Source organism: uncultured Arcticibacterium sp., assembly GCF_964021845.1.
Classification (GTDB): domain Bacteria; phylum Bacteroidota; class Bacteroidia; order Cytophagales; family Spirosomataceae; genus Arcticibacterium.
This window is the reverse complement of record NZ_CAXHZC010000007.1, coordinates 248,547-261,542: the sequence shown is the minus strand read 5'-3', so window position 1 is coordinate 261,542 and position 12,996 is coordinate 248,547. Positions and strand designations below refer to the sequence as shown.

The window sequence follows — 12,996 nt, the reverse complement described above, 5'->3', positions numbered from 1 at the left end:
TTCAGTCTTGAAGCATACTTAATAGCCTTTAAATAGGGCTAATTTTTATATGAACACTTATTTTAAATTACTTTCTTACGCTGGCAACCTAAGAAAATTTGTAATACCTTTTCTATTTACCTCGCTTATTGCTGCAGTTTTTGGGGTGCTTAATTTGGTGCTCTTAAAGCCAATTTTAGATGTCTTGTTTGGACAAGTAGAGCCGGAGGTTATTTCTGGAATGCTTCAAAAACCAAGTAACTTAAATGTGCTAGACTGGTTTAACTATTACTTTGCTTATTTCTTAGAGGAAAAAGGCAAACTAGGAGCTTTGCAGTTTGTTTGTGTATCTCTTATTCTAGGTATTTTTATAGGGAATATTTTCCGCTATTTAAGCTTAAGATTATTGGAGGGTTTTAAGGTGAACATGGTCTCAAATCTCCGTCAAGCCATTTTTGACAAGTCTTTGTTGCTGCCTATTGGCTTTTTCAATAATCAGAAAAAAGGGGATATTATTTCTAGAATCACCACCGATGTTCAAGAAGTAGAAAACAGTATTGCCAATACTTTTTCGGCCGCTATCAAGGAGCTTTTTCTTTTGGTGGGTTATCTGATTGCCCTTTTTTATATGTCGTATAAGTTGACACTTTTTGCTTTAATCGTGATTCCTATTACCGGTACTTTTTTAGGATTGATGTTAAAAAAGTTAAGGCATGATGCGGGCGAAGGACAAGGCAGACTTAGTAATATTATGAGTTTGATGGACGAGACTTTTGGCGGCATGCGTGTGGTGAAGGGTTTTGTGGCTGAGAAATTTATCAGCAATAAATTTGAGACAGAGAATCAAGGATATAAACGCTCTATTTTTTCTTACGCAGCCAAAAGAGAATTGGCGAATCCTTTCTCGGAAGTGGTAGGTGTAAGCATGGTGGCTTCGCTCTTGCTTTATGGAGGAAGTTTGATTTTGTCAGACCAAAGTGCTTTGGATGCGTCTACCTTTATGGCGTATATCGCTCTCTTTTCTCAGGTGGTTCGTCCCGCCAAAACCATTGCACAGGCATTTAGTGCTTCGCAAAGAGGGATTGCTTCGGGTGATAGGATTTTGGAGGTTTTAAACATGGAACCAGAGATTTCAGACAGTCTTAATGCCAAAGAGGTTAAAACCTTAGACAATGAAATAGCTTTTGAGAATGTTTCTTTTGCCTACGAAGAAGGTCAAAAAGTTCTTCAAAATGTCAATTTCAAATTATGCAAAGGAAAGACAGTAGCCTTAGTGGGTCCATCAGGTGGAGGTAAATCTACGCTGGCAGATTTACTGCCTCGTTTTTATGAACCTACAGAAGGTAAGATTAAACTGGACGGAACAGACATCAATGAAATCTCGCAAGCTTCATTGAGAAACCTCATGGGGATAGTGACGCAAGACCCTGTTCTATTTAATGACACTATTTATAATAACATCACTTTTGGTAAGGATGTAAGTAGAGAGGAGGTTTTAGCTGCCGCCAAAATTGCAAATGCTCACGAGTTTATAGAAGAGCAGTTTGAAGCTTATGAAACTGTAATAGGCGACAGGGGCGTAAAGCTATCGGGTGGGCAGCGTCAAAGAATTTCTATTGCGAGAGCCATTCTTCAAAATCCTCCAATCCTCATTTTGGATGAAGCCACCTCTGCTCTAGATACTGAGTCAGAAAAACTAGTGCAAGATGCCATCATGCATTTGATGAAAGACAGAACATCGCTGGTGATAGCTCACCGACTAAGCACTATTCAGCACGCGGATGAGATTTTAGTGATAGACAAGGGGCAAATAGCAGAAAGAGGAACTCATCAAGAGTTGTTCGCTAATGCAGATGGTATTTACCATAAATTGGTAGAGTTACAGGAGATTTAGGTTTCTGAGTTTTTGGGTTTTACCATGAAAAACGAAATCTATACTTTTGATTTTCATGGTAAAACTATTTAAGCCTATCCTTTTTTATTATAAAATTTCAGGTAATACCTCTTTTAAGAAAAGCTCTAAGCTAGTAACAGTTATATCAGGTTCAATTCGAAAAGTTTCATTTACACTGGCTATCACATAGCCATTTTCAGCTTTGGTGTCTTCTATGCTAATTCTAAAACCTTTGGGGATTTTAGGCGAGGAGCTTAGTTTTACTTCAATGCAAGCTAAGACTTTACCATTTTTCTCAAGTAATAGATCACATTCCGCTCCCTGCTGAGTTCTATAAAAATAAGCTTGCGAAGTTTCTTTAGATGCGTTTATAATCTGCTCTATCACAAAACCTTCCCAAGAGGCCCCTACATTGGGGTCGTTTAGCAAGGTATCGTAATTTGTCACCTCCTTGAAAGCATGAAGAATTCCACTATCTCTAAGGTATATTTTAGGCGACTTTACTAAGCGTTTTGAAATGTTAACATGGTACGGAAGCAACCTTCTTATTAGGAATGCCCCCTCCATAATATCTAGGTATTTACTAATAGTAGGTGCTGTAAGTCCCAGTGATCTTCCAATGCTATGGGCGTTCCATAAATTACCATGTGTGGCAGAAAGCATTCGCCAAAAACGCTCGATAGTTCTTGACTCAGCACTTAGGCCTAATAGATTTAGGTCTTTTTCTATGTATGTTTTGATGAAGTTTTTTCGCCAAATCATGCTTCCTCTTTCTGTTTTTGCTAAAAATGCAAGAGGAAATCCGCCTTTTAGCCAAAGTTCTTTTTCATGATCATAACCAACTTCTGGTAAGCTAAAAGGGGAGAGCTCAATGTAGCCAATCCTACCCGCTAAAGAGTCTGCACTTTTTCTTATTAATTGAGGAGAGGCCGAGCCCAGGATAATAAACCGACCTGCTTTTCTTTCGCTATCTATTAGTCCTCTCAATTCAGCGAAGAGTTCTGGCATTTGCTGAATTTCATCCAACACAACTATTTTATCTGTGTAGTTTTTTAAGTATAAAAGTGGGTCATTAAGCTTTAATCTGTCTGCAGAAGACTCTAAGTCTAGATAATGAATTTCAGAATCTAGACTTAAACTTTTAGCCATAGTGGTTTTACCCACCTGTCTTGGCCCTACAATACCAACAGCAGGAAATATTTCTAAATATTCCTTAAGTAAAGCCTCCTCTATTCTGACATTTTCCATGAAAAACGAAAATTAAATTTTTGATTTACATGGTAAAGTTATAATAAAATATAGTGATTTCTACCGCTACATAAGACTTATTTATTTGTGGAGCATTTATATATAATGATTTACGTAATTTCTAGCTATACTAGAGATGGATAGCGGAATAAATGCATTCTAATAATGAAAATTGAAGGTTAGGACTTAGTGAAAATTTATATTTACCATGAAAAACGAAAGATAGACTTTTGATTTTCATGGATAATGATTCCTAAAACCTCGGCATTTGATATTCAGAATTGGCATCCATCACGACCAAAACAAAATCACTTCCCCAACCATTTGACCAAGGTTCAAAAACTGGATTTTCGGTAGTTTTGAAAGTTCCAGCACTTTTAGACTTTCCGCTTCTAGGGTTGTACCAAAAAGACTTAACCTCTTTCGCTTTCATCTTTGAAAAATCTAATTGGATTGACCTTCCCGTAGGGGTATAAGCTATTATGAAGTCTTTTTTATGGCCAATAGATGCCACAATATAAGACTCGTCTTCTGGGTTTTCAGAACTAATTAATGCCTGATTATTACTCATTTGTTGCCATGGGAAACTTTCAAAAAGTGCTTTCAAATATTTCATTTGATTTGCACCAGGAAGTTGCAAAGCTTGACTCCAACCAGTTCTGGCTTTAATCATAGGTTCTTTATCTATAGCATACATTTGCCAGACATCGTTACAGCCATAGGTATAACCAGCGGTACCAGATAGCATACTCCAGTAGCCACCTATTCTGGCGTCGGCATCGTCTAGCCAGCCCGTTTGACTTTTGTCCCAAAAACGGTCGCCTATATTCTCATACCTAGCCTCACCATTAATGAAGGGTCTTTTAGCATCTACCTTTTTTATAAATTCATATTCTTTTGAAATTCGGCTATGGCCACTTTGGTACATGTCTATATCTAGCCATTTATCATCAAAATAATCACTGGCTATCTTGGTACCTGAAGGGTGATAGCTTATTAAGTGTTTGGTGTCTACACTTCTGATACCTCTTGCCATGGCTCTAACTATGTCAAAATGAACAGCCTCTTCTGGGATTCTGTCACCACCTAAAACCCAAATGATGTTATCATATTTTAGGTATCTCTTAGCTAATATGTGCCCAAAGGTTTCTGCATTTTTTGAATTAAAAACTACTGGACCATCTCCCCATTTTAAATTGAATTTATCTCCCCAAGTTGGCAGCAATGCTACCTGTAAGCCTAGCTTTTGAGCTTTTTCCATTACATAATCTACATGCTCAAAGTAGGCTTCGTTGATTAATTCAGGATTATTGTCAATCAATGGTTTTTCGCCGTAGGCATTAGGTGTGTTTAGTCCGTCAAGTTCAGCCAAAACTACGGTTTGAATAACATTAAAACCTTGGGCAAGTCTAGTATTTAAATAGAGGTCGGTTTCTTCACGATTTAAACGATGCAGTAACTCCCAAGCGGTATCTCCCATCCAAAGGAAAGGTTCGCCCTTTTCTGTGGATAGGTATTTTCCATCATTACTAATTTTAAGGTTTTGACTAAAACCAGCAATAGTAACAAAAACGATAAGGATCAGGCTAAACAGGACTTTCATTATCTTTCTTCTTTTCCAAAGGTTACACCTTCCCAAGTATCAGTTCGGAAAGGAGTCATAGGCAGACCATCACGATTATACATATTACAAACAGGGTTGTTTGCCCATGCATATCGTACCGCTACTGGCGTCGAGATTCCTTTACCTGATATTTCCATTTGATTACTAGAAATGATTTCGGCATCCGCCCAAACGAACTTTTTATCTGACCCAGCTATAGCAAAACCTTGTGGTTCTCTAGTATCAAAGGAGTAGAGTCCTTGGCCTACATGGTCAAACGTCAGAACGATTTTATCTCCTTTTACTTCCATTGATTTATAACGAGGCCCTTCATAAACAATATCCTTATTGTAATCTCTCGCAAGAGCAATTCTTACTAGCCTGTCCGCCACTGTTTGTTTATTTCTTGGATGAATATCTCTGCCTTCTCCAAGATCAATGATAACTGCCTCACCTACGTTTTTAAGTTTGTCTTTGGTCATTGTTTGAGCTTCTCTTAGCTCAGCCCAGCCACTTTCTTCTGGTTGCTCGGTTTCTGCCATGAAATCTGCTAGCTGCACATAGTAGAAAGGGAAGTCGCCTTGTTTCCACTCGTTACGCCAGTTTTGAATCATAAATGGGAATAAATCACGGTACTGATAAGAGCGGCCAGCATTAGACTCTCCTTGATACCAAATAACACCTTTCATTCCATATCCAATAGTTGGGTGTAGTACGCCATTATAAATGTTGGCAGGGCGGTGATTTCCTGTCATTTGATTCCCAGGTCTTCTTGGCATGCCTTTCTCTTCTTTATTGGCTTCCCATTCTTCAACAGACTTCTTCCATTTTTTTAATTCATCATCATAATTATAAGACTGTTCCAGTTTTTTCCAAGAAGTCATAAGTTCAGCATAGTTTTTATCAGCTTCTATCACATCTCTGTTTACCCATGCTTCGGCAGCAGAACCACCCCAAGCATTATCAATTAAGCCAATAGGCACATCTAAAGCATGATGCAGTCGCTGTCCAAAAAAGTAGCCAATAGCAGAAAAGTTAGGCACAGTTTCAGGTGAAGCTGCCTCCCAAGAGCCATAAAAGTCATCTTGAACTACATCTGTTCCAACTTGCGGTACGGAGATTAATCGAATATTTGGGTAATTAGAAGTGGCAATGGCTAACTCTGCACTATTAGTTCTGTTTACAGGCCAAGCCATATTTGACTGTCCGGAGCAAATCCAAACTTCTCCTACTAGAATGTCGTCAAAAAAGAAACTAGAGGAACTGCCTTCAATATGCATTTTGTAAGGGCCGCCAACAGGGATAGGTCTTAAAACTATACGCCAGTGCCCTTTGTCATCAGCAAAGGTAGAATGGCTTTGACCATTTATAGCAACAGTTATTTTTTCGTTTGGCTCTGCCCAACCCCAAACTGGGTTATTGTGCTTTTGTTGTAAAACCATGTGGTCACCAAAAATAGAAGGCAACTTGATTTGTGCGTTTGCCTGAAAGGCAAAAAGTAGAGTAAGTAATAAGGGAATAAGTCTCATCGTATTATTTTATGTAGGGTTGAATGGAGTGAAAAAATGTTTCACTCTGGCTGACCAATATACTATATAAAACGCATGGTATTAATAATGAATAGGCTAAAACATAGATATTACCCTATGTTGCCTGTCAAAAAAGGGATTAATAAAATTACCTCAAGAGCTTTAAACTCAAGTTTAAAGGTTCAGCCCAATGATTTGCAGGTCATAAGTTTTCATAGTAATTAGTTAAACGCTAAAAGTGATGATTTGATTTTAACGGTTGAGAAAGAGGCATTATCAAGAACTAGCTTCAATTCTTTTCTTAAATTGTGCTTTCAAACCTATCGAAATAATTAATGGCTAATTTTAATATAGACGCAAAGAAAGATATGACCTATGACGCCATAGTCATTGGTTCTGGAATTAGTGGTGGCTGGGCTGCCAAGGAGCTTTGCGAAAATGGACTTAAGACTTTAGTGCTAGAAAGAGGAAGGCTAGTGGAACATGTTATTGACTACCCCACCATGAATAATGACCCATGGGATTTAGACCTAAGAGGTGCAGCCACGGCAGAAGAAATGGCTGACCGCCAAATAGTGGCACGGTCTGGTTTTATAGGGGAGAATAATATGCATTTCTATGCCAAAGACGACGAAAACCCTTACAAAGAAGAAAAGCCCTTTTTATGGATGCGTGCTAATCAAATGGGTGGGCGTTCATTGCTTTGGGGGAAACAATGTTACCGCTGGTCGGATTTAGATTTTGAAGCAAATGCAAAAGATGGTCATGGCGTAGACTGGCCAATTAGGTATAAAGACATTGCTCCTTGGTACACCCATGTGGAGAAATTTGCTGGGATATCTGGTGAAGCCATAGGTTTGCCACAGCTACCAGATAGCCATTTTTTACCCCCAATGGAGCTTAACTGTGTAGAGAAAGACGTTAAAGCCAGAATTGAAAAAGAGTTTCCTGGCAGAAACATGATTATAGGTAGAGTAGCACATTTGACAGAACCACTTAACGGTCGAGGTCAGTGTCAATCTAGAAACCGATGTGATAGGGGATGCCCTTATGGAGCTTATTTTAGCAGTAATGCAGTTACCTTACCTGCGGCTAATGCTACCGGTAATTTGACCATCAGGCCATTTTCTTTAGCCGAGTCTATCATTTATGATGAAGAAAAAGGTAAGGCTGTGGGTGTGAGAGTGATTGACTCAGAAACAAAAGAGTCTATTGATTATTTTGCGAAAATTATATTCTGTAATGCCTCTACCATTGCTTCTACACAAATTCTTTTGAATTCGACTTCTAACCGCTTTGAAAATGGATTAGGAAATGATAGTGGTGAATTAGGTCATAACCTGATGGACCACACTTACAGGGTAGGTGCCATGGGGAAATTTGATGGTCATGAAGATAAATATTACAAAGGTCGTAGACCAAACGGTATCTATATTCCAAGGTATAGAAACATTGATGCAGAATCTACCACAGATAAGTTTGTTAGAGGTTACGGTTATCAAGGCGGAGCCGGAAGAGCAAACTGGGGTGCGGGAGCAAACCAAGAAGCTTTTGGTGCTGAGTTTAAAGATGCTTTGACCAAACCTGGTGACTGGGAATTCTTCATAACGGGTTTTGCAGAATGCCTCCCATATCATGAAAATAAGGTGACACTGGATAAAGAAAAATTAGATAAATGGGGAAGACCAACGCTGGTGATTGACGCAGAGTTTAAAGAAAACGAATTGGCCATAAATAGACAGATTCAAATAGACGCTGTGGAGATGTTAGAAAAAGCTGGTTTGAAAGACATTGTTGGTTTTGATAACGAGCATGGTATGGGTTACGGAATTCATGAAATGGGAACAGCGAGAATGGGTAAAGACCCTAAAACTTCAGTCTTGAACGCTACCAATCAAGTTCATGCTGCCAAGAATGTTTTTGTTACGGATGGTGCTTGTATGACTTCATCGTCTTGTGTCAACCCTTCTTTAACCTATATGGCTCTTACAGCTAGGGCCGCTAATCACGCCGTATCTGAACTTAAAAAGAAAAATCTTTAATACTATGCAAAGAAGAGAAGCATTAAAACAAACAGCCCTTTTTGGTATATCTACCGCTTTATTTCCATCTTTATTACAGTCGTGTAAAGAGCAGTCAAGGTTAAACTGGCAGCCTCAGTTTTTAAGTGTAAAACATGCAGAATTGATTTCATCGCTGGTAGACACGCTGTTGCCTAAAACAGAAACACCTGGAGCCTTAGAAATGAAAGTTGATATGTTTATTGATTTGGTTTATGGTAAACTTAATGGGGAAGCGGGCCAGAAAGAAATGGACAAAGGCATGGACAAGTTTGATGAGAAATGTGAAGCCGAATTTGGTGACAGGTTTGCAGATTTAAGTCAAGAGAATAAAGTGGCTTTTCTGAAAATGGAGGAAGCTAGCTCGCCTAAATTCAATGGCTCTATCTGGGGAACGGCAGCTGGAAAACAAGAGCCTGTTGGTTTCTATAGAAGCCTAAAGTCAACTGCTCTTTGGGGCTATTTTTCTTCGGAAGAAATCGGCCTAAATGTATTAACCTATGACCCCGTTCCTGGGCCATATCAAGGGTGTATTCCTTTGAGCGAGGTCGGGAATACTTATAGTTTATAGGGTGTAAATAAAAAAAACGAAAGCCTCATTTCGACGCTTTCGTTTTAAAATATTTTCAATATGCATAAGAGATATTTTCAATTTGCATAAATCCAAGGCTCGACATACCTCTAATAAATGCAATGCTTGAAAACAACAAAAGCCCCACATGAAGGCTTTTGTTTTCTAATGATGTATTCAATGATTAATCGCTAACGATAATCTTAGCTTTTTTCAAATAACGAGCAGTGAAGTAGAATGCCACAATAGCCACAAATGCCGCAATGAAAAAGTTTTTATTGCCTGCTAAATCGTACAAGTCTGGGTTTCTGTAGAAGTGCATATACAATACCCCTAAACCACCTAAAAGCCAGATAAATGTAGTGTTATATTCTTTTATAACAACTCTATTCCATTTAAAGTCCATGCTGCTTAATGTAGCTCCTAGGCCTTTTAAGCTAGGTAGCCATCTATTTACGTCTTTAGTGTATTCGTCAAAACCCTTACCAAATTTATTAGAAAGGAAATCTTCTTCGGCTCTCACTATGGCTTGATATATAAACAAGAAAGCTGGAATAATTACTGCCATAAAAAGCAGTGAATTAGAAGCAATTCCCAAACCTGCAAGCATTAAAATATTTCCTACATAAAGAGGGTTTCTACAGTGTGCAAAAATCCCAGTTGTAACTAAGTCTTCTGCGTAAACTCGTCTGTTTTTTCCACCACGAATAATATAAACCAAACCAATGGTAGCAATACGCGTAGCCTGACCAATAATGGCTACTATAAAGCCAATAAGCATGGCTGTATTTGGATGTTCAAAAACCTGTGTAAAGGGAATGAAAAGAAACAGATAGACTATTGGAAAGAGCCAGTTTCTATTATGATAAAGTACGTTACCAATCTTGACCATGAAAATCTTAATAATGATGTTTAGATTATTTTACGGCTACCATGCCACAGAAGTTATACCATTTGAAAAAGGTCTCTACATATTCAAAACCCGTTTTCTTTAACAACTCAATATTCTCATTCAGTTTGTAAGGAATAAGAACATTTTCAAGAGCCTCTCTTTTTTGAGAAATCTCCATTTCGTTATAATTATTTCTGCGTTTGAAGTCGTAGTAATGTTTGATAAACTGTCTGTTAAAGAGCGAGTCTTCTCCTAAAACTTTCTCTACCAAAATTAGGCAGCTATTAGGATTCATGCTGTCATAAATCTCTTTAACTAATCGCTCTCTGTACAGCGGACGGATAAACTGTAAGGTCAAACATAAAACTACCACAGAAGCATTCTCAATCTTTACAGATTGGTTCATGTCTTGCCACTCTAATTTATATTCACGCGTCATGCCTTGCTCTTTAAAGTTGGCATCACACTTTTCTAACATTTCGTGACTGTCATCAATACCCACAAAAGTGATATCCTCTGGTAAAACCTTGTCTAGGTTATTTAAGGTAGTTCCTGTAGAACAGCCTAAATCATAAACATTAGTACCTTCTACCGCAAAATCCTGAACAATTTCAGTAATCATGCGTTGCATTTCAAGGTAGAAGGGAACCGAACGGGTTACCATATCATCAAAAACGGAAACTACATTAGCTCCGAACTTAAAATCGTGAGCTTTTAAGGGTTTTTCAAAAACTTTGTCTTGACCGGACATATTTTTTTGTATTGATTAAAGCCCAAAAATAGGGCTAATTGCTTATATAATTTTATAAAATCCTCTTAGGAGTGGGTGCTTACTATTTCTGACTGTCTATTTTAATGCTAGTATTGTAATCAGTGTACTGAGAGTATCTCTTATTCTGCATCCATAGAATTTGATTTTTGGCATCTGAGCCAGCACCTCTTATAGCATAAGGTCTTACATTGTCTTTTTCTGAGTTTAAGGTGATGGCAGTTTCTTCCCAAGTTTTCCCTGAATCAATGGTTTGGGCTTTGAAAATCTCAAAGACATCTCCTACTGGTTTTGAGTAATACACCACATCTGTATTTTCATGATCTAGGTATATTCCACCGGAGTAATGAGGCTCAGGCTCTCGCATGGCTTTGGTCTTTTCATATCTCGGAAACCAAGTACCCGCCTCCGATATTTTAGAATTCTGCCATTTTGAACCATCCCATTTGGCGTAGAAATATTGATGTTTAGATTCTTCAGGAAGTCTGGTGTATACCATCACAGGAAAACCCTTTTCATCTTCTGCAATGTCCCAAATCCAAGCTCTAGTACCGTTGTGACTTTTTTCAAATTCTTTGGTAGAACTAAAAACCACATCACAGTCTCCATGCCTAATAGGCAGAGATTCCATAGAGCCTACCACGGTGCCGTCTGCTTTGTGAAATTTGCCAGCTTTATATTTTAGATAGTAAATGCTATTTAGCGGCTCGTTTCTTGGGTGACCGTCTGTAAAAGCAAAGTTAATTTCGTCTTTTCCATTGCTAGAGATTTTGACATAAGGTCTTTTCCCATTGTCAGAAAACGATTTTATAAGTGATTGAGGGTCAGACCATTTTTTGCCAAAATTGTCAGTATAGGCAAAAGTTGGTTTCCAGTCTCCTCCCCGCCAAAACAGATATATTCTGTTATTTTCTTCCGAGAGCATTACAGGATTGGAATAACAAAACTTCATGGGCCCCTCGGCATTTTTTGTTAATCTTTTTTGAGGCTCCCATGAGCTTATATCTTCTGGGTTTGTGGTGGTGGCATAGGTTATGGCAGGTTCTTTTTCTCCTCTTCCTAAAGTAGAATGTGCCGAGAAAAATACCATCAATCGTTTATCAGGAAGTACTAAAAAAGACGGGTTAGCGTGGTCGTCTTTATTAAACTGCGGAGATATATTGACTTCCTTAGTTTCACCTGTGTTTTGATTATGACTCGCCACCATGATACTACCATCGGTAGCTACCCAGCCAGCATATATTTTATCATTAATTTGAACTGCTCTTGGGTCAGAAAACCAGCACCATGCACCGTCTGAACTAAAGGTTTGATAAGAAGAAGCTTTTTGAGCCGATAGGCTTAATGAAATAAGAAATACGAATAAACCAGAGAGTGAAATAGTTTTCATTTAGTGAATAAGGTTGAATTGAAAGCCTTAAACTACCAATATGTTTTAGAATAATTAAACGACAGGCCATATTAGGGCATAAAAAAACGCAGAGCCGTTTGACTCCACGTTTCAATGTTAGGGGATTTTACTTCCTAAAGACCTTTAATCAAAGCCTCATTAAGTCTTACATAGTCCATATTACCAGCTTTTTGGGCTAAGTCCATAGAAGCTTTAGCAGCAGCAATGGCAGCTGTTTTGTTACCTACTTTAGCATTAGCTTTTGCTAATAGATGTCTTACCCAGTAAGCTTCTGGCTGAGCATCAGCTGCTTTTTTAGCCCATTCAAGTGCCTTGTTGTCATCTTTACCGTTTTCGAAGTAATAACTTGCTGCAGCATAATAAGGTTTGTTATCGTTGTTCATTACCTTATCTATTTGGCTCATGATTTCAGAGTCAATATCAGCACTTACAGAAATAGTTGCCATTTTATTAGCCCATAGAATATCAATATCAGCTGAGTTATCTTTAACATTACTTACCATGATAGTGAAGGTTTCAACATCAAACGGAAGATTGATAGAGTTTGCAGTAAAGGTAGTGACTACATTCTCCTCTTTGAAGTTGTAAACACTAGTGCCATCTTTACAAAGCATCACTTCCCAAGAAGATCTACCTGGTGCCGTGATTACAGAATATTTACCAGCTTTAACAGCTTTTCCGCCTACGGTTACATCTTGACCAAAAGTGAAAGTAGTAGGGGCATTAGCACCTGTTCTCCATTTTTCATCGAAAGGAACTAATCCACCAAAAATATTACGACCTTTCATAGAAGGACGAGAATAGTCAATTTCGATGCTAGATAGGGCAAACTCTTGTGTAATAGTTTGGTGTGTACTTGGAGCTGGAGTTTTAAGGTCTTGAGCTGTTACAGATAAAGAGAAAAGTACAGCAAAACCTAGTAGTAATTTTTTCATTTGTGAAATTTTGTATTAGTTTTTTAAATCAATTCAAAGGTAGTGAAATGAAATGCCAAGTTGCACAGAGGTCAATATTAAATCATTTTAAAGATTTGCTTTCTA

General features: G+C 38.1%; 10 protein-coding genes. 3 read left to right on the top strand and 7 right to left on the bottom strand.

The window, feature by feature from the left end:
* The first annotated feature begins 49 nt into the window (after window positions 1–49).
* Window positions 50–1,873 (top strand): ABC transporter ATP-binding protein, encoded by a 1,824-nt coding sequence (locus AADJ06_RS18700; protein ID WP_341228016.1) that lies wholly within the window; start codon window positions 50–52, stop codon window positions 1,871–1,873.
* An 87-nt stretch (window positions 1,874–1,960) separates the two neighbouring features.
* Here AADJ06_RS18700 and AADJ06_RS18695 read toward each other — a convergent pair whose 3' ends face one another.
* The 3 genes from AADJ06_RS18695 to AADJ06_RS18685 all read right to left on the bottom strand — a co-directional run bounded on the left by AADJ06_RS18695 (window position 1,961) and on the right by AADJ06_RS18685 (window position 6,253).
* On the bottom strand, window positions 1,961–3,121 hold the full coding sequence (locus tag AADJ06_RS18695; protein ID WP_341228015.1) for an ATP-binding protein: 1,161 nt from the start codon (window positions 3,119–3,121) through the stop codon (window positions 1,961–1,963).
* Between the two features lie 253 nt (window positions 3,122–3,374).
* Complete coding sequence (locus AADJ06_RS18690) at window positions 3,375–4,724, bottom strand: glycoside hydrolase family 140 protein (protein WP_341228014.1); 1,350 nt, start codon at window positions 4,722–4,724, stop codon at window positions 3,375–3,377.
* Entirely contained in the window at window positions 4,724–6,253 is a 1,530-nt protein-coding gene (locus AADJ06_RS18685; RefSeq protein WP_341228013.1) for a sialate O-acetylesterase, read from the bottom strand. The genes AADJ06_RS18690 and AADJ06_RS18685 overlap by 1 nt, the downstream gene beginning before the upstream one ends.
* Window positions 6,254–6,588: 335 nt before the next feature.
* On the opposite strand from AADJ06_RS18685, the gene AADJ06_RS18680 reads away from it, so the two are divergent.
* Both AADJ06_RS18680 and AADJ06_RS18675 read left to right on the top strand, forming a co-directional pair.
* Window positions 6,589–8,295, top strand: coding sequence for a GMC family oxidoreductase (locus AADJ06_RS18680; RefSeq protein WP_341228012.1), 1,707 nt, complete (start codon window positions 6,589–6,591; stop codon window positions 8,293–8,295).
* 4 nt (window positions 8,296–8,299) lie between these two features.
* A complete protein-coding gene (locus AADJ06_RS18675; RefSeq protein WP_341228011.1) occupies window positions 8,300–8,884 on the top strand; it encodes a gluconate 2-dehydrogenase subunit 3 family protein in 585 nt (194 codons plus the stop codon).
* 184 nt (window positions 8,885–9,068) lie between these two features.
* Here AADJ06_RS18675 and AADJ06_RS18670 read toward each other — a convergent pair whose 3' ends face one another.
* The 4 genes from AADJ06_RS18670 to AADJ06_RS18655 all read right to left on the bottom strand — a co-directional run bounded on the left by AADJ06_RS18670 (window position 9,069) and on the right by AADJ06_RS18655 (window position 12,891).
* Entirely contained in the window at window positions 9,069–9,776 is a 708-nt protein-coding gene (locus AADJ06_RS18670) for an isoprenylcysteine carboxylmethyltransferase family protein (protein WP_341228010.1), read from the bottom strand.
* 25 nt (window positions 9,777–9,801) lie between these two features.
* The gene (cmoA, locus tag AADJ06_RS18665) at window positions 9,802–10,527 is read right to left on the bottom strand and encodes a carboxy-S-adenosyl-L-methionine synthase CmoA (protein ID WP_341228009.1); all 726 of its coding nucleotides are present in this window, start codon (window positions 10,525–10,527) and stop codon (window positions 9,802–9,804) included.
* Between the two features lie 82 nt (window positions 10,528–10,609).
* Complete coding sequence (locus AADJ06_RS18660) at window positions 10,610–11,935, bottom strand: BNR-4 repeat-containing protein (RefSeq protein WP_341228008.1); 1,326 nt, start codon at window positions 11,933–11,935, stop codon at window positions 10,610–10,612.
* A 134-nt stretch (window positions 11,936–12,069) separates the two neighbouring features.
* Window positions 12,070–12,891: a DUF2911 domain-containing protein gene (locus AADJ06_RS18655; protein ID WP_341228007.1), complete on the bottom strand. Its 822-nt coding sequence runs from the start codon at window positions 12,889–12,891 to the stop codon at window positions 12,070–12,072.
* Window positions 12,892–12,996: the final 105 nt, after the last annotated feature.